The organism is Streptomyces hyderabadensis, from assembly GCF_020404845.1.
Classification (GTDB): domain Bacteria; phylum Actinomycetota; class Actinomycetes; order Streptomycetales; family Streptomycetaceae; genus Streptomyces; species Streptomyces hyderabadensis.
In genome coordinates, this window is record NZ_JAIOJZ010000019.1 from 89,467 (window position 1) to 105,360 (window position 15,894).

The 15,894-nt window shown below is 73.1% G+C and carries 16 protein-coding genes; 9 read left to right on the top strand and 7 right to left on the bottom strand.

Translation table 11 applies throughout. The annotated features are described in order from the left end of the window. Nucleotides 1-45: 45 nt before the first annotated feature. A complete protein-coding gene (locus K7854_RS17025) occupies nt 46-1,314 on the bottom strand; it encodes an SWF or SNF family helicase (RefSeq protein WP_226027367.1) in 1,269 nt (422 codons plus the stop codon). Then, nucleotides 1,311-4,175: an SCO1167/SCO6262 family helicase gene (locus tag K7854_RS17030; RefSeq protein ID WP_345606122.1), complete on the bottom strand. Its 2,865-nt coding sequence runs from the start codon at nt 4,173-4,175 to the stop codon at nt 1,311-1,313. Before K7854_RS17030 ends, K7854_RS17025 begins: the two co-directional genes overlap by 4 nt. Nucleotides 4,176-4,445: 270 nt before the next feature. On the opposite strand from K7854_RS17030, the gene K7854_RS17035 reads away from it, so the two are divergent. Next, nucleotides 4,446-4,628 carry a tail-anchor membrane protein gene (locus K7854_RS17035; protein WP_226027368.1) on the top strand — a complete coding sequence of 61 codons (183 nt, stop codon included), beginning with the start codon at nt 4,446-4,448 and terminating at the stop codon, nt 4,626-4,628. A gap of 70 nt (nt 4,629-4,698) precedes the next feature. Here K7854_RS17035 and K7854_RS17040 read toward each other — a convergent pair whose 3' ends face one another. Both K7854_RS17040 and K7854_RS17045 read right to left on the bottom strand, forming a co-directional pair. Next, the gene (locus K7854_RS17040) at nt 4,699-5,604 is read right to left on the bottom strand and encodes a hypothetical protein (protein WP_226027369.1); all 906 of its coding nucleotides are present in this window, start codon (nt 5,602-5,604) and stop codon (nt 4,699-4,701) included. 142 nt (nt 5,605-5,746) lie between these two features. Beyond that, nucleotides 5,747-6,073, bottom strand: a complete 327-nt coding sequence (locus K7854_RS17045) for a hypothetical protein (protein WP_226027370.1) — start codon at nt 6,071-6,073, stop codon at nt 5,747-5,749. Nucleotides 6,074-6,151: 78 nt separating this feature from the next. Here K7854_RS17045 and K7854_RS17050 point away from each other — a divergent pair, with 78 nt between their 5' ends. Continuing rightward, a complete protein-coding gene (locus tag K7854_RS17050; RefSeq protein WP_226027371.1) occupies nt 6,152-7,051 on the top strand; it encodes an oxygenase MpaB family protein in 900 nt (299 codons plus the stop codon). Nucleotides 7,052-7,149: 98 nt separating this feature from the next. On the opposite strand, the gene K7854_RS17055 is transcribed toward K7854_RS17050, so the two are convergent. Beyond that, the gene (locus tag K7854_RS17055) at nt 7,150-7,749 is read right to left on the bottom strand and encodes a class I SAM-dependent methyltransferase (protein WP_226027372.1); all 600 of its coding nucleotides are present in this window, start codon (nt 7,747-7,749) and stop codon (nt 7,150-7,152) included. Between the two features lie 152 nt (nt 7,750-7,901). Between K7854_RS17055 and K7854_RS17060 the strand changes: the two genes are divergently transcribed. The 5 genes from K7854_RS17060 (at nt 7,902) to K7854_RS17080 (ending at nt 12,901) form a co-directional block, all read left to right on the top strand. Continuing rightward, nucleotides 7,902-8,678 (top strand): MHYT domain-containing protein, encoded by a 777-nt coding sequence (locus tag K7854_RS17060; protein ID WP_226027373.1) that lies wholly within the window; start codon nt 7,902-7,904, stop codon nt 8,676-8,678. Between the two features lie 91 nt (nt 8,679-8,769). Further along, the gene (locus K7854_RS17065; protein ID WP_226027374.1) at nt 8,770-11,364 is read left to right on the top strand and encodes a sensor histidine kinase; all 2,595 of its coding nucleotides are present in this window, start codon (nt 8,770-8,772) and stop codon (nt 11,362-11,364) included. Further along, on the top strand, nt 11,361-11,798 hold the full coding sequence (locus K7854_RS17070) for a roadblock/LC7 domain-containing protein (RefSeq protein ID WP_226027375.1): 438 nt from the start codon (nt 11,361-11,363) through the stop codon (nt 11,796-11,798). The genes K7854_RS17065 and K7854_RS17070 overlap by 4 nt, the downstream gene beginning before the upstream one ends. Before the next feature lie 18 nt (nt 11,799-11,816). Beyond that, nucleotides 11,817-12,230 (top strand): DUF742 domain-containing protein, encoded by a 414-nt coding sequence (locus K7854_RS17075; protein ID WP_226027376.1) that lies wholly within the window; start codon nt 11,817-11,819, stop codon nt 12,228-12,230. A 65-nt stretch (nt 12,231-12,295) separates the two neighbouring features. Beyond that, nucleotides 12,296-12,901 carry a GTP-binding protein gene (locus K7854_RS17080; protein WP_226027377.1) on the top strand — a complete coding sequence of 202 codons (606 nt, stop codon included), beginning with the start codon at nt 12,296-12,298 and terminating at the stop codon, nt 12,899-12,901. A gap of 41 nt (nt 12,902-12,942) precedes the next feature. On the opposite strand, the gene K7854_RS17085 is transcribed toward K7854_RS17080, so the two are convergent. Continuing rightward, a complete protein-coding gene (locus K7854_RS17085; RefSeq protein WP_226027378.1) occupies nt 12,943-13,371 on the bottom strand; it encodes a PPOX class F420-dependent oxidoreductase in 429 nt (142 codons plus the stop codon). A gap of 104 nt (nt 13,372-13,475) precedes the next feature. On the opposite strand from K7854_RS17085, the gene K7854_RS17090 reads away from it, so the two are divergent. Together K7854_RS17090 and K7854_RS17095 are read left to right on the top strand one after the other, a co-directional pair. Then, nucleotides 13,476-13,889 carry a roadblock/LC7 domain-containing protein gene (locus K7854_RS17090; protein WP_226027379.1) on the top strand — a complete coding sequence of 138 codons (414 nt, stop codon included), beginning with the start codon at nt 13,476-13,478 and terminating at the stop codon, nt 13,887-13,889. Between the two features lie 136 nt (nt 13,890-14,025). Then, a complete protein-coding gene (locus tag K7854_RS17095; protein WP_226027380.1) occupies nt 14,026-15,009 on the top strand; it encodes a DUF6397 family protein in 984 nt (327 codons plus the stop codon). 1 nt (nt 15,010) lies between these two features. Here the strand turns inward: K7854_RS17095 and K7854_RS17100 are convergent, their stop codons facing one another. Further along, a complete protein-coding gene (locus tag K7854_RS17100; protein WP_226027381.1) occupies nt 15,011-15,877 on the bottom strand; it encodes an acyl-CoA thioesterase in 867 nt (288 codons plus the stop codon). Nucleotides 15,878-15,894 lie beyond the last annotated feature (17 nt).

The following is a 15,894-nucleotide window of genomic DNA, read 5'->3' on the forward strand; positions in this document are numbered from 1 at the left end:
GGACCTGGCCGGCTGAGGCCCGCCAGCGCCGGGCGGCGCTGGGTGTCAGGTCTCGTCCCCCGTCGCGAGGACCGCCGTGGCCAGGGCCGTCGCCGGGTCCTGGTCGGCGCCGCTCGCGGGGACCCATCGGCCGTGCTCCCTGCGGTACGGCCACCAACGCCCCTCGCGGTCCAGCCGGAGCTGGTGCGGTGCCCCGACGACGGTCCACCGGTTGGCCAGGGCCCGGAACTGCGGTCGCTCGTCCTCCTCCCAGGCCGACTCCAGTGCCGCACGCGCGCGTGTGAGCGCGTCGCCCTCCACCGCCCACTCCTCTTCGAGCACCGACAACGCGGCGCCACCGCCGAGCCGCCACGCGCGTACGGCCTCGGCCAGCGCCTCCGGCGTGCGTCCCGAACCCGCACCGAGGCGGTCCAGCACATCCGGACCGGGATCCCCGGCGGCCAGGCGCACCGCATCCTGGCTCGCGGTCGGCTCCGGCGGCACGGGCCGCCGGTCGTGCCCGCCGCGCAGGGCCTCGGCCAGCAGACGGTGGGACTCCGCCGCCGCCCGGGAGGCAAGGAAGTACAGGCGGGACGGATCGACGCCGGGCGGGGAGGCCGTCTCCGCGTCCAGGGACGGCGGTACACCCGGACCGTCCCCGAGGACGGGCGGCGCGGGCAGCGGAGGCAGGACCTGTCCCGCCGCGTACGCCTCGGCGGCGTCCACGCCCTCCGGTGGACCGGCGGGCTCCTCCGAGGGTGCTGAGCCGTGTGTCTGGAGTGCCTCTAGTACGGCGTCCTCCGCGCGGCCCCGCATCAGCAGCAGGACGAAGGGATCCTGGTCCAGCAGCCTCGCCACCTGGTAGCAGAGTGCGGCGGTGTGTCCGCAGTGGTCCCAGGCACCGCAGTCGCACTCCGGTTCCAGATCGCCCATGCCCGGCAGCAGGTCGATGCCGGCGGCCGCGGCGTCCTCCACCAGGTGCGGCGGCATGTCGCGGTCCAGCAGCGCCGCGACATGCCCGGAGCGCTCGATCGCCATGTCGACGAAGCGGTCCCACTGCGCGTCGGAGAGCCGCTCCAGCAGGACGTCGGCCCGATGCGCCGTACGGTCCCGGTCCTGTACGACCGCGGTGATGCGCCCGGGCCGCACCGACACCGCGCCGACCGCTCCCGCGCGCGCGAGCCTGCGCCCCGTCTTCACCTGCGCCGCGTCCATCGCCGCGTCCTCCAGCGCCTTCAGCCAGGCGCGCCCCCACCAGGTCTGCGCGAAGCCCCGTCCCTGGGCGGGCGGCAGCGCGACGAAGGTCCGCTCCGCATCGGTGTCGTACTCAGTCATCGCGTACCTCCTCGCAGTTCGACCAGGTCGGCCAGTTCGGCGTCGGTCAGTTCCGTCAGCGCCGCGTCGCCCGAGCCCAGGACCGCGTCGGCGAGTTCCCGCTTGCGGTTCAGCAGGGCGGCGATGCGGTCCTCGATGGTCCCCTCCGCGATCAGCCGGTGCACCTGGACCGGGCGGGTCTGACCGATGCGGTAGGCGCGGTCGGTGGCCTGTGCCTCGACGGCCGGGTTCCACCAGCGGTCGTAGTGCACGACGTGCTCCGCGCGCGTGAGGTTCAGCCCGGTGCCCGCCGCCTTCAGCGACAACAGGAAGACCGGGACCTCGCCGTCCTGGAACCGTCGCACCAGCGACTCCCGTGCGGTGACCGACGTGCCGCCGTGCAGGAACATCGACGACACGCCGCGTGCGGCCAGGTGCTGCTCCAGGAGCCGTGCCATCTGCACGTACTGGGTGAAGACCAGCACGCTCGCCTCCTCGGCGAGGATCGTGTCGAGCAGTTCGTCCAGCAGTTCCAGCTTCCCGGAGCGGCCGGTGATCTTCGGCCGGTCCTCCTTGAGGAACTGCGCCGGGTGGTTGCAGATCTGCTTGAGGCTCGTGAGCAGTTTCACGATCATGCCGCGCCGCGCCATGTCGTCGGCCCCGGCGATCTCCGCGAGCGCCTCGCGCACCACCGCCTCGTACAGGCCGGTCTGTTCCGCCGTCAGGAACACCGGGTGGTCCGTCTCCGTCTTCGGCGGCAGCTCCGGTGCGATGCCGGGGTCCGATTTGCGGCGTCGGAGCAGGAAGGGCCCTACGAGCCGGGCCAGTCGCTCCGCCGCCGCCGGGTCCTGTCCGCCCTCGACGGCCCGGGCGTAGTGCCGTCGGAAGCTGCCGAGCCGGCCCAGCAGCCCGGGCGTGGCCCAGTCGAGGACGGCCCACAGTTCCGAGAGGTTGTTCTCCACCGGGGTGCCGGTGAGCGCCACGCGCGCGCGGGCGCCGATGGAGCGCAGTTGCCGCGCGGTCTCGGAGTACGGGTTCTTCACGTGCTGCGCCTCGTCCGCCACGACCATGCCCCACGACACGGCGGAGAGCCGTTTCGCGTCCAGGCGCATGGTGCCGTACGTGGTCAGCACGAACTCGCCGTCCGCGAGACCGTCGAGGTCGCGGCGGGTGCCGTGGAAGCGTCGTACGGGCGTGCCGGGCGCGAAGCGCTCGATCTCCCGCTGCCAGTTGCCCATCAGCGAGGTCGGGCAGACCACCAGGGTGGGGCCGGATGCGTCCGCGTCCGACTGCCGGTGCAGGTGCAGGGCGATCAGTGTGATGGTCTTGCCGAGCCCCATGTCGTCGGCGAGACAGCAGCCGAGCCCCAACGACGTCATGCGGACCAGCCAGTTGAGACCTCGTCGCTGGTAGTCGCGCAGCGTGGCCCGAAGGGCGGCGGGCTGTGCCACGGCCTCCTGTGCCTCGGGGTCGGCGAGGCGCTCCCGCAGGGTGGCCAGCCATCCCGTGGGGCGCACCTCCACGCGGCGTCCGTCGACCTCCGTCGAGCCCGTCAGGGCGGCGGCGAGCGCGTCGACCGGCGTGACCTTGTGGTCCTGCCGGGCGCGGGCGCGGCGGGCCTCCTCGGGGGCGACGAGCACCCACTGGTCGCGCAGGCGCACCACGGGGCGGTTGGCCTCGGCGAGCAGGTCCAGCTCCTCGCGCGTGAGGCCCTTGCCACCGAGGGCGAACGTCCAGTTGAAGGCGAGCAGCGCGTCGGCGGACAGGAACGACGCGCCGGCCTCGGACGGCGCCGTGCGTGCCCCCGGCTCGCCGTCCGGGGGCCCCACCTCGGCGCGCTCGGTCAGGTCGCGGGCCAGCTCCCTCGGCCAGTGCACGTCGACTCCGGCGCCGGCGAGCGCACGGGAGCCGGCTCCGAGCAGCTCGGCGATCTCCTCGTCGGTGAGCTCGACCGCGTCCGGTACGGCCGCCGACAGCAGGGGCGTGAGCGACGGCCAGGCGCGCGCCGCCCGGCGCAGGGCGAGCAGAGCGTCCATCCGCGCGCGCGTGCCGAACGCGGCGGCCACGGTGCCGGCCCACACCTGGGCGGTGTCCGCGACGAGCGCGGGATCGCTGACGCTGTGCACCTGGGGGACCGCACGGAAGGTCGGCCGGGCGTCCTGGGGAGCCGCGGCCGACAGTCCCCGCACCTCGACACGCAGCGACAGCCGTACGCCCGTGTCGTGCCCGGCGGCGACGTCCAGGGCCCATTCGCGCAGCTCGGGCGAGAGCCGGGGCTCCCGCGAGGCGTAGACGGGTCCGCCCGTCACCAGTCCGGCCGCGGGGGAGCGGGGCAGCGTGTCCGCGACGGCGTCCAGGAAGGAGCGCACCAGGCCCTCCGGGTCGGGCAGGCGTGCGGGACCGGTGCCGTCGGCCGGAACCGCGTGCGCCTCGGGCGGCATGGCGGCGGCGAGATGGCGGACCCGCTCGGTCTCCTCCGCGTCCAGCGGACCCGCGCGCCAGGCGTCGTGTCCGGCCGCGGACAGGCCGGGCAGCAACCGTCCGCATGCCACGAGGTGCAGGGCCTCGACGGCGACCGCACCCCAGAACACCGACGCCCGATGTCCGGCCGCGTCGGCACGCGCGCGGGTGAGCACCGGCAGGGCGGCCCTGACCGGGAGCAGCACCGCGGGCACGCTCACCGCTGCCACGCCCTCGTCGGCGGGCAGGACGACCCTCAGGCTCCCCGGGGTCCCCGACGGGACGGTGCCGGGCGCTTCGCCGTCGGGCCGCCAGAAGGCGATCGTGCCGGTGCGGGCTGGATCACCGGGCAGGAAAACGGCGCAGCAGTCAGTGAGTGCGGAGATCTCAGAGGGGGTCGGAAGGGCGTTCTGCGCAGCGATGACGTATTCCTCAAATTTGACTAGCTAGGATGCGGCGGCCGATTATATGTGATCGGTGGAGCTGAGGGATGCGATCTGTTTGTGGCATGGCTCACTATTCAGTTGGGGAGATGTCTTCCGGTGCCTCTCCGGACTCGGTCGCGGGCGCGCTCTCAGGGGCGTGTCGGGGTCGGTCCTCAGGGACTTCTCAGGGTCGCGCCGCGGAACTGCCCAGAGCGCGGGTCCGTTTTCAGGACAGAGAGCGGCAGTGGCCGCGAAGGAGGCGACATCATGTCGAAGAACGCCAAGGTCGCAGCGGGAGGAGTGGCTGCCGGACTCATCCTGCTGATCTGGCTGCCCTGGTGGGCCGCCCTGCTGATCGTTCTGGGAGTCCCGGCCGCCGCTTATCTCAGCCTCGACCCCTCGCAGCGGCGCAGGCTGCGCCGCGTCTCGCGCAGGGAGATAGGCCGTTGAGGCGCTGACCTCGCGAGGCGGCCGGTTCCGTCGGTGTGCGAGAGCGGTGGGGCGCCTTCGGTGTCCCTCGTCAGCTGGGCCGTACGGCCATCCTGTCGAGGGCTTCCAGGAGGCCGGGCAGCGACGGCCCCCGCCCCACCGGCAGGACCTCACCGGGTTCCTCGTCGAGCAGGACGAACGCGATGTCGTCGGTCCTGGCGACGAGCGACCAGCCGGGGCCGTCGGCACGCAGCGTGCGCGCGTCACCCGGCGCGAACGACGACCGGACCCGGCCGAGTGGCGGCGGCGTGTCGATGTACGCACGGGCCTCCGCGAGGACGCGCCGGACACCGCCGTGCCGGAAGGTCCCGGCGCCGGTCCGGTCGTCCGGGGCAACGGCCTCGTCCGCGGCGCGGGCTGCCCCGACCGCACCGGCCCCCGCGCCGTCGCCGGGGGCGCCGTTCGGTGAATCGGCGTCTGCGTCCGGCGTCGGGAACTCGGCGTCGTCGATCTGCTCCCGCCACTGCGCCCACTGCAGCGCGATCTCGTCGGCCCCCAGGCGGCGCTGTGCCGGTCCCCAGACAGTGGTGTCCGGCGGGCACAGCGGGGGCTGGTCGGTGGACTCCGGCCCGGGGTCGTGCGGCACGGGCACACCGGGGGCCGCCACGGCGACCGCGAGGGGCCAGCCGGGCAGCGCGGTGACGACCGATCGCTCGTCCGGCGACAGGTCGTACTCCATGCCGCAGTCCCAGGACGCCACGGCGACCGCGACCAGCGAGACGTCGTCGACGACGACGGTCCACCGGGCGCCGTCACCGTCCTGGCCGAGCACCAGGCCGTAGCCGTCGGCCAACGGCGGGAGACCGAGCGCGGCACACGCCTCCGGGTAGTCGTCGCCCAGCACACTCGGAAACTTCGCCGGCGTCAGCAGCACCGCCGTGAGCACATAGAGCGCATCGTCCGCGGCGGCGACGGCGTCCTCGTCCGTCCCGGCCATCCCAGCCTCCCCATCGGTTCGTCCAATGGCGGGCACCCTAGTGTGCCCGGGAAGCCCTTGTCACGATTCCCAGACGCACCCGAGCTGCAGGTTTCCGGTTGGACGGGGGCGAATCGACCACTCGGCACCCGAGGCGCGACCCTCAGACCGCGGGCAGCCCCAGGAGCGCGCGGGCCACGTCCCGCGGGGGCTCGTCCCGTTCCCGCGCGAGCGCGATCACGGCCCGGCACGCCAGTTCGTTGACCCCGAACGACAGGGCCTCCGGCGACACGCGGCCCGCCGCCTCGTCGATCCGGTCCTGATCGTCGTCCACACACGCCGAGACGTAAGCGGCCGCGGCCTCGAACAGGTTGTGCGAGCGGGATCCGCCGCCCGCGTCCCCCTCCCTGCTCCCCTCCGTGCGCCGAGCGGTGCGGGATCTGTCCCAAGCCTCGCGGATCCTGCCGAACAAACGGACCACCCTCCCCATGAGATCATCCTGGCTGACCGTGCATCTCCTGCTACTCAACGTAGAGTTGAACCCCTGGCGGCAGAAGGGGGCGGTCACATGACGCGGCGGTTCGAACTACTGGCGCGGATCCGGAGCATGGATCCCTACGAGGACGCCTCGGAGATCTATCGGCTGTCCTCGGCCCACGAGTTCCCCTGGGACTTCGCACGTGCCCTGGAGCTGGCGCTCTACCGCACCTACGCCGTGCCGAGCATCGGCCGATTGCTCGCCGAGACGGCGGAGTTCACCGACCGGCCCCAGAAGAGGTACGACGACACGGCGCTGCTCCTCGACGCCGTGGTCGAGCACGGCTTCGACAGCGTGCAGGGCCGCACGGCCATCCGGCGCATCAACCGGATGCACCGCAGCTACGACATCACCAACGACGACATGCGGTACGTCCTGTGCACCTTCGTCGTGGTCCCCAAACGCTGGATCGACACCTACGGGTGGCGCAGGATGTCCCGCCACGAGACCGTCGCCTCGGCCGTCCACTACCGCACGCTGGGACGGCACATGGGCATCAGGGACATCCCGGGTTCCTACGAGGAGTTCGAAGCCTGTCTCGACGCCTACGAGGAGGCCCACTTCGCCTGGGACGAGGGCGCGCGCCGGGTCTCCGACGCCACGCTCGACCTCATGGCCTCCTGGTATCCGCGCCCTCTCGCGCCGCTGCTGCGCGCCGGGACCCTCGCCCTGCTCGACGAGCCCCTCCTGCGGGCCTTCGGCTACCCGTCGCCGAGCCCCGCCACCCGCGCGGTCGTACGCCGCGCCCTCAGGCTGCGCGGACGCGTGGTCCGCCTGCTGCCGCCGAGGCGTGCCCCGCACCACGCCCGCCAGAACCGGGAGATCAAGGGCTATCCGAACGGCTACCGGCTGGCCGATCTGGGCACCCACCCGGTCCCCGGCGTCCGGGGCTGTCCGGTCCGGCACATCGGCTCGTCGGCCCCCGAGTGAAGCGCTCGCCTCCGGCGGTCGGCGCATCGGGCCCAGGAGGTGCCCGGCTCCCGGGCGCCCAGCGGGCGGCGGCGCTGCCTGCTTGAAGGGCCCCGCTCTCAGTCCGCGCGGGTCGCCAGGGCGAGGAACCGGGCGTCCTCGTCGACGTACGCCGTCATGTCCCATCCGGAAGCGGTCAGCAGCGGACGGAGGTTGTGCTCGGCGCGCAGGTCGTCCGGCGTGAGCTGCCGTCGCTGCCGGGCCGCGAGTGCCGCCCGGCCGATCGGGTGGAACAGCGCCAGCACCCCGCCGGGACGCACGACACGCGCCAACTCCCGCAGGTTCACGGCGGGATCGGGCAGGTGCGCGACGAGACCGGCCGCGAACACGGCGTCCAGCGCCCCGGAACGCAGTGGCAGCGCGGCCACGTCGGTGAGCAGCAGACGCCCGTCACGGTCCCGGCCGGCCCGTACGGCGGCCCGGAGCATGGCAGGCGTCAGATCGGCCCCGACGACCAGCCCCGTCGGCCCCACGGCCGCACGCAACGGAGGCAGGGCCCGGCCGGTGCCGCACCCCGCGTCCAGCACGCGAGCACCTTCGCGCAGCCCCAGCTCGGCGACCGCGGCCGCGTAGGCCGGGCCGTCGTCGGGGAACCGGCGGTCCCAGTCGGCGGCCCGGGAGCCGAAGAATTCCTGCACGCGCGTGTGGTCGTCGCTCATGCTTCGCATGATCCCCCAAGACCACCGAAGAGGTCGCAGCGCACACGTTCGAGCGTGACGCGATCGTTCCAGTGCCTGTCTGTGTCATATAGCAACACCTTTCGAAATGCGCCCCCGTTGTGCGCCCCGTTCGGGACTAGCGTCCCGGGGCCATGGGACACCTGGACCACGCCGCCCTGGGCTGGCTGACCCCCGCGCTGTCGTATGCGATGGCCTGTACCGGCGCAGCCCTCGGACTGCGATGCACCGTGCGCGCCCTGGCCGCCACCGGGCACACGCGCCGCAACTGGCTCCTGACCGCGGCCTCGGCGATCGGCACGGGCATCTGGACGATGCACTTCGTCGCCATGCTGGGCTTCCGGGTGAGCGGCACCGACATCCGGTACGACGTACCGCTCACCCTCGTGAGTCTCCTCGTCGCCGTGCTCGTCGTCTGCGCCGGCGTCTTCGCCGTCGGCTACGGCCGCAACCGGGCACGAGCGCTCCTGCTCGGCGGACTCACCACCGGATCGGGCGTCGCCAGCATGCACTACCTCGGCATGGCGGCCATGCGCCTGCACGGTGAGGTGAGCTACGACCCGGTCCGCGTAGGGCTCTCCGTGCTCATAGCCGTCGCGGCCGCCACCGCGGCCCTGTGGGCGGCGCTCAACACCGAGTCGCCCCTCGCGGTCACCCTCGCCTCGCTGATCATGGGAGCGGCCGTGAGCAGCATGCACTACACCGGCATGTTCGCGGTGAGCGTGCGCGTCACGCCGTCCGGCGAGGCGCTGCCCGGGGCCACGGCGATGCAGTTCATCTTCCCCCTCGCCGTCGGCCTCGGGTCCTACCTCTTCCTGACGTCGGCCTTCGTCGCGCTGTCGCCGACGGCCGGAGAGCGCGAGGCGTCCACCTCGGCCCGGCAGCAACCGGCTGGGAGCACCACCCAGTAGCGACGGCCCCCGGCCGCAGGACGCTGACCGAGAACCGACCCCGGCCGCAGGGCCCCGACCACGCACCGACCCCGTCCCGAGCGAGGAGGCCATGCGTCCACCCCGTACCGCCCCAGCACGTCCCGCGCCCGAAGGGGGCGTCGAGACGCCGTCCCAGCCCTCCGTGCGCGGCCGGCGCGCGCATGCCGGACCACCCGCCGACGAGGGCCCCACGGAGCCCGTCGGCGAGGCGGCCGGCCCGCCCGCCACGCGTGCCTGGCCAGGTCGCATACAGCCCCGCACCGTGCGCGCCAGGATCGTCTGCCTCCTGATGGTGCCCGTCGTCTCGCTCCTGGCCCTGTGGGCGTACGCCACCGTCACCACCGCCCAGGACATCTCCCGGCTGCGCCAGGTCCAACGCGTGGACACGCGAGTCCGGGTCCCCGTGAGCGAGGCCGTCGCCGCCCTCCAGGCCGAGCGGCTCGCCGCCGTCCGCCGCGCCACCGACCCGGCGTCGGTGCCGGGCGGCGACTTCCGGACACTGACCGCCCGCACCGACCGCGCGGTGGGAAAGCTCCGGCTCGGCGAACACCACACCGTGGCCGACAGCGAGGAACTGCCCGCCGGAGTGGCCCGGCGGCTCGAAACGTTCGTCACCGGCGCCGAACGACTGGGGCCGTTGCGTACCGTCGTCCTCGACCGCCGTGCGGACTGGGAAGAGACCTACCGCCGCTATACGGCAGCCATTTCGTCGGCCTTCCACGTGGGCGGCGCGCTGAGCGGTGTCCAGGACGCCGATTCGGGAGCCGAGGCGCGCGTACTGGTCGAGTTCGCCCGCGCGGGCGAGGCACTGGCCCAGGAGGACGCCCTGCTGGCCGGAGCGCGTCTGGCCGACGGGCTCGCCGGCAGGCGACTGCGCCTGTTCACCGGCGCCGTCGACACACGCCGGACACTGACCGGGGCAGCCGTCGCCGACCTGCGCGGCGACCAGCGCGCGGCCTGGCGGGACCTGGCCGGCAGCGGAGCCTACCTGGCCGTGGGTGCCGCGGAGGACCGACTGCTCGACACCGGTTCGCAGGGACGGCCGGTCGAGGCGACGGCACCCCGGTCCGCCTGGGACGAGGCACACGCGCGCGTACGGGACGCCATGCGGGCGATCGAACGGGACGCCGGACGCTCGGTCGCCGACCGGACGGACCCGTTCTCCCGCGGGGTGTTCACTCCGGCCGGGGCTGCCGTCCTGTTCGGCCTCCTGGCCGTCGCCGCGTCGCTCGTCATCTCCGTCCGCATCGGCCGTGGCCTGGTGGTCGAGCTGGTGGGTCTGCGCAACAGCGCACTGGAGATCGCCCGGCGTAAACTCCCCGAGGCGATGCGCAGGCTGCGCGCGGGGGACGAGATAGACATCCGGTCCGAGGCACCGCCCCGGCCTCCTGCCGAGGACGAGGCCGGGCAGGTCGCCGAGGCACTGGCCAGCGTGCACCGGGCCGCGCTGCGCGCCGCGGTGGAACGTGCCGAACTCGCCGGCGGCATCGCCGGGGTCTTCGTCAACCTCGCCCGCCGCAGTCAGATCCTCGTCCACCGTCAACTGAGCCTCCTGGACAGCATGGAACGCCGTTCCGACGACCCGAACGAACTCAGTGACCTCTTCCGGCTCGACCACCTCACCACCCGCATGCGCCGCCACGCCGAAAGCCTGATCATCCTCTCCGGCGCGGCGCCCGGCCGGGCCTGGCGGATGCCGGTCTCCCTGACCGACGTGGTCCGTGCCGCCGTCTCCGAAGTCGAGGACTACGCGCGCGTGGAGGTACGGCAGCTCCCCGAGGCGTCCGTCAAGGGCGCCGCCGTCGCCGACGTCACCCACCTCCTGGCAGAGATCATCGAGAACGCCGCCCAGTTCTCACCGCCCCACACACGCGTGCGGGTCACCGGTGAACCCGTCGGCAACGGCTACGCGATCGAGGTCGAGGACCGCGGACTCGGTATGGGCAAGGACGCCCTCGCCGACGCCAACCACCGCATCACCCGCTCCGAGACGCTCGACCTGTTCGACAGCGACCGGCTCGGCCTGTTCGTCGTCAGCCGACTCGCCGCCCGGCAGGACATCAAGGTGCACCTGCGGACCTCCCCCTACGGCGGCACCACCGCGGTCGTCCTGCTGCCCACCGCACTCCTGCACAGCGAGTCCGCGGCGGCTCCTCCCGTGGCGGCACACCAGACGGCCCCGGACGAGGAGCACCGGTACGCGCGCGTGCCCCGTCCCGCCGGGCAGCAGGATCCCGTCCCCGCACCGGTCGACCGGCCTGCGCTGACGTCCGCCACCGCGCCGTCGGGGACACGCACCGCCACCGCGGGCCGGCCCCCGGGAGCGCCCGCCCTGCGACTGCACCGGTCCCCGGACGTGCCCGACGCCTCCCGGGCCGTCGCGCAGGGGGACGGCTCTGTCCCGTCGCAGCCGACGGGCGACTCCGACGACCTGCCCCGCCGGGTACGGCAGGCGAGTCTGGCCCCCCAGCTGCGCGACGGGAGTCCCGTGGGCCTGACGCGGCCCGGCCGGGCACGCGACGACGAGGAGCGCACCCCCGAGGCCGTGCGGGACCGCATGGCCGCATACCGCGACGGCTGGTCGCGCGGCGGCGGTCGTCGCCCCGGCCGCCCGGCACCGCCGCAGCCGCCGACCGGCGACAGCACCGAAGGAGACCGCGCATGATCCAGAATCCCGGCACGGGAACCGCCCGTCCGGCCCGCGAACTCGACTGGCTCCTGGACGACCTCGTCGGACGCGTGCACGAGGTGCGGCACGCCGTGGTGCTGTCGAACGACGGGCTCGCCGTGGGCGCGTCGAACGGCCTCGGCCGTGAAGACGCCGAGCACCTGGCCGCCGTCGCCTCCGGCTTCCACAGCCTGGCCAAGGGCGCGGGACGGCACTTCGGAGCCGGGGGTGTGCAGCAGACCATGGTCGAAATGGACGACGGGTTCCTGTTCGTGGCCGCGGCGGGAGAAGGTTCCTGCCTCGCCGTCCTCACCGCCGTGACCGCGGACGTCGGTCTCGTGGCCTACGAGATGGCACGTCTGGTGAGACGCGTCGGCGAGCACCTGCACACCGCGCCGCGTGCCGCCGCACGACCGCCCCTGGGCGCATGACCCGGAAGGGCCTGGAGGATGACCGACGACATCACGGGCGGCGGCCGGGAAGGACCGGGCAGCCAGTGGTACGACAACGAGGCCGGACCCCTCGTCCGCCCCTACGCGATGACCGGCGGCCGCACCCGGCCCGGTCCCACGGGAGTGCGGTTCGACCTGATCGCCCTCGTCACGCGAGCAGTCGGCGCACCGGACGTCGACGACACCGTGCTCGGACCCGAACACCGCACGCTGACCGACCTGTGCCGGACGGAAACCCAGTCGGTCGCCGAACTCGCCGCCGACGCGGACCTGCCCGTGGGCGTCGTCAGAGTGCTCCTCGGCGACCTGGTGGAACTGGGGTGCGTGACCGTCAGCCGCCCCGTGCCGCCGGCGCAGCTGCCCGACGAACGGATTCTGCGCGAAGTCATCGACGGACTGCGCGCCCTGTAGGGAAGGCCGAAGGACCCATGACCGGCACCCACGTGCACGACCACCCGCACCGAGAGAAGTGATCGATGGTCTCCGAACGCTCCGACGCCGCGGACGCCGACACGACCGCGCTGGCGTTGAAGATCCTGGTCGCCGGAGGATTCGGCGTGGGCAAGACCACTCTGGTGGGCGCGGTCAGCGAGATCAGGCCGCTGCGCACGGAGGAGCTGCTGAGCGAGGCCGGACGGCTGGTGGACGACACCGACGGCATCGACCGGAAGGTCACCACGACCGTCGCCATGGACTTCGGCCGCATCACCATCCGTTCCGGCCTCTCCCTGTACCTCTTCGGCACGCCGGGGCAGGACCGGTTCTGGTTCCTCTGGGACGAACTGGCGCAGGGCGCGCTCGGCGCCGTCGTCCTCGCGGACACCCGGCGCCTGGCGGACTGCTTCCCCGCGGTGGACTACTTCGAACACCGGCACATCCCCTTCGTGGTGGCCGTGAACTGCTTCACGGGAGCACGCCGCCACGACGAGGACAGCGTCCTGCGCGCTCTCGACCTCGACCCGGGCACGCCGGTGGTGCTGTGTGACGCCCGGGACCGTGACTCGGGGAAGGAGGTGCTGATCAGGCTCGTCGAGTACGCCGGGCGGATGCACACCGCCCGGCTGCTCGACTCCGTCCGCTGACCGGTACGGACTTCACGACCGAGGGCGCTCAGTCCTCGCCCTCAGTCCGCCACCGACTTCTGGGCCAGGACCTTGTCCACGGTGACCCGCACGAGGAGTTCGCCCGGGACGCCGTTGCGCGCCCCGAACTCCTCGGCGCGTTCCTCGCCCATGTACCGGGCGCCGATACGGGCAGCCCAGTGCCGCAGTTCGCCGAGGTCCTCCGAGAGCCGGGCACGCCCCTGCAGCACGACGAAGTCGAAGGGCGGCCGGTCGTCGTCCACGCACAGGGCGACGCGGCCGTCACGGACCAGGTTGCGCCCCTTCACGGTGTCCTTGCCGGTGTTGAACACCAGGTCGTCCCCGTCCAGCAGGAACCAGACGGGCGCCACGTGCGGGCTGCCGTCGGCCCGGACGGTCGAGAGCTTTCCCGTGCGGGTGCCGTCCGAGACGAACGCCCGCCATTCCTCATCGGTCATCTTCTGTGCCATGCCCCCATCCTCCTTGCCCGGAGCACGGGCGTGGTGAAGGCTGGCGGACGGATCCCCCGGCCAGGGGGAGGCACACGTACGGGGAGACACGGGGAGATCGGATCATGGTGCAGAACCAGGGACTGGGCTGGTTGCTCGACGACCTGACCGCGCGCGTCGAACACGTACGGCATGCGCTGGTCCTGTCCAACGACGGATTGGTGACCGGGGCGAGTACGGGCCTGCGACGCGAGGACGCCGAGCACCTCGCCGCCGTCTCGTCCGGACTGCACAGCCTGGCCAAGGGCTCGGGGCGGCACTTCGGCGCCGGCCAGGTACGGCAGACGATGGTCGAGTTCGACGACGCCGTGCTGTTCGTCACCGCCGCGGGTTCGGGCAGTTGCCTGTGCGTGCTCAGCGGGGCGGAGGCGGACATCGGGCAGATCGCCTACGAGATGACGCTGCTGGTGAACAGGGTGGGCGAGCACCTCGACGTCGATGCGCGGCAGCCCGGGCGGATATCACCCATGGAGCCCTGACCTGCACTTTCGTTGTCCCCAGGATCGGCCGCAGAGTTATCCACAGGCGAGCCACGGATGTCGCGGCTGCGGCTACGGTTTTTGTGTCAGCGGGCGCGGACGGCGCCGCCCACACACTCCACGGGGGAGACGAACCATGTCGGGCAACACCATCACCCACCAGACCGCCGCGGCCGGCGAGCGGATCGGCAGCACCCGGGTCGCCCCGGTCACCTACCATCGCGCGGCGCGGGAGCTGGGGCTCAGGCGCAGCGAGTTCGACCTCGCCGTGCACCTCGGCCGGGTCCGCACGGTGCCCGACGAAGGAGGAGGCGGGCGGCGCGTCCCCCGCGACGAGATCGACCGGATCCGGACGGCAGACGGCTTCCCCGAGGTGCTCCGGGCCGCTGTCCGGGTCGTCGGGACCGCCCAGGGCGCGGCCCTCATGGACGTGACCACGGCCCGGTTCACCCGCCTCGCACGGCTGGGGCTGCTGGTGCCCGTGAAATTTTACGTCAACCGCTACCGCGCCGTCGTCTGGCTGTACCTGGCAGAGGAACTGCGGCAGTTCAAGGCCGACGAACGCAACACCGCACTGCTGACGGGCCGCACACCCGGAGGTCTGCGGGACCAGCTGGGCGAGGGGCTGGACCTGCGTCCTCGCAACTGGCGGGGAAGGCACCTGGGATTCCTGCTCCGGCAGGCCCACGACCCCTGGGCCCGGGCCGCTGCGGTGGCGTCACTGCTCGATGCCGCCGAAGTCTCGGACGTCGTCACCGACCCCTACGAGCGGTCCCATCTGCGCCGGTTCCGCCCCGCACCCGTCCCGCACGGCTCGCCGGGCTCACCGGCCGCGCAGGTCGCCGAGGAGATCGTGACGGCTGCCGACCCGGACGAGGTTGACTGGCTCCGTTCCGACCTGGCGGCCGCGGTGGACGCGGCCCGCCTGCACCGTCCGGCGCCCCGCCCGGCAGCGGCCGCGCACGCGCCCGCCGTGCCGGTTCCGCACGGTCCGGACCCCGTGCCGCGCGAGAGGGCGAAACCGGAACCGCCCGCAGCCGAGCACCCCACGCCGCGCGAGGTGGAGCGGCCCGGACGGCTCAGCGGCATCTTCGGCAGGCTCTGGCGCAGAGACTGCTGACCTACAGCGCCCGGAAGAGCCCCTCCTGGACCACGGACACCAGCATGCGTCCCTCCGTGTCGTAGATCCGCCCACGGGCCAGCCCTCGCCCGCCGGTCGCGATCGGCGACTCCTGGTCGTACAGGAACCACTCGTCGGCCCGGAACGGCCGGTGGAACCACATGGCGTGGTCCAGCGACGCCATGTCGAACCCCCGCGGACCCCACAGCGGCTCCACCGGGAGACGCACGGCGTCCAGGAGCGTCATGTCGCTGGCGTAGGTCAGGGCGCAGGTGTGCACGAGCGGGTCGTCGCCGAGCGGCCCGACCGCGCGCATCCACACGGCGCTGCGGGGCTCGGCGCCCTCGACCTCCTGCGCGCTCCAGCGCAGCCGGTCGACGTAGCGGATGTCGAAGGGCTGGCGGCGGGCCATTCGCTCCAACTGCTCCGGCAGCGCACCCAGGTGCTCCCGCACCTCCTCGGCGACCGTCGGCAGGGACTCCGGATCGGGGACCTTGCGGGCCGGCGGCAGCTGGTGCTCGAAACTCCCCTGCTCAGGCTTGTGAAAGGAGGCGGTGAGCGTGAAGATCGTGCGGCCCTGCTGCACGGCGGTGACCCGGCGGGTGGTGAACGACCGTCCGTCCCGGTCCCGTTCGACCTGGTACACGATCGGCACGCCGGGGCGTCCGGGACGCAGGAAGTACGCGTGCAGCGAGTGCACCGGGCGGTTGCCGTCGGTGGTGCGTCCCGCGGCGACCAGTGCCTGGCCGGCCACCTGGCCGCCGAAGACCCGCTGCAGCGACTCCTCGGGGCTGCGGCCACGGAAGATGTTGACCTCGATCTGCTCCAGGTCGAGCAGGGCGACGAGGCTCTCGGCCGGATTCGTCATGGGTGGGGTTCTCCTGT

What these genes read in the sequence shown, in the direction of transcription:
- K7854_RS17025 (WP_226027367.1), bottom strand. Translation starts at nt 1,314, where the DNA reads ATGACTGAGTACGACACCGATGCGGAGCGGACCTTCGTCGCGCTGCCG.
- K7854_RS17035 (WP_226027368.1), top strand. Translation starts at nt 4,446, where the DNA reads ATGTCGAAGAACGCCAAGGTCGCAGCGGGAGGAGTGGCTGCCGGACTC.
- K7854_RS17040 (WP_226027369.1), bottom strand. Translation starts at nt 5,604, where the DNA reads ATGGCCGGGACGGACGAGGACGCCGTCGCCGCCGCGGACGATGCGCTC.
- K7854_RS17045 (WP_226027370.1), bottom strand. Translation starts at nt 6,073, where the DNA reads ATGGGGAGGGTGGTCCGTTTGTTCGGCAGGATCCGCGAGGCTTGGGAC.
- K7854_RS17050 (WP_226027371.1), top strand. Translation starts at nt 6,152, where the DNA reads ATGACGCGGCGGTTCGAACTACTGGCGCGGATCCGGAGCATGGATCCC.
- K7854_RS17055 (WP_226027372.1), bottom strand. Translation starts at nt 7,749, where the DNA reads ATGAGCGACGACCACACGCGCGTGCAGGAATTCTTCGGCTCCCGGGCC.
- K7854_RS17060 (WP_226027373.1), top strand. Translation starts at nt 7,902, where the DNA reads ATGGGACACCTGGACCACGCCGCCCTGGGCTGGCTGACCCCCGCGCTG.
- K7854_RS17065 (WP_226027374.1), top strand. Translation starts at nt 8,770, where the DNA reads ATGCGTCCACCCCGTACCGCCCCAGCACGTCCCGCGCCCGAAGGGGGC.
- K7854_RS17070 (WP_226027375.1), top strand. Translation starts at nt 11,361, where the DNA reads ATGATCCAGAATCCCGGCACGGGAACCGCCCGTCCGGCCCGCGAACTC.
- K7854_RS17075 (WP_226027376.1), top strand. Translation starts at nt 11,817, where the DNA reads ATGACCGACGACATCACGGGCGGCGGCCGGGAAGGACCGGGCAGCCAG.
- K7854_RS17080 (WP_226027377.1), top strand. Translation starts at nt 12,296, where the DNA reads ATGGTCTCCGAACGCTCCGACGCCGCGGACGCCGACACGACCGCGCTG.
- K7854_RS17085 (WP_226027378.1), bottom strand. Translation starts at nt 13,371, where the DNA reads ATGGCACAGAAGATGACCGATGAGGAATGGCGGGCGTTCGTCTCGGAC.
- K7854_RS17090 (WP_226027379.1), top strand. Translation starts at nt 13,476, where the DNA reads ATGGTGCAGAACCAGGGACTGGGCTGGTTGCTCGACGACCTGACCGCG.
- K7854_RS17095 (WP_226027380.1), top strand. Translation starts at nt 14,026, where the DNA reads ATGTCGGGCAACACCATCACCCACCAGACCGCCGCGGCCGGCGAGCGG.
- K7854_RS17100 (WP_226027381.1), bottom strand. Translation starts at nt 15,877, where the DNA reads ATGACGAATCCGGCCGAGAGCCTCGTCGCCCTGCTCGACCTGGAGCAG.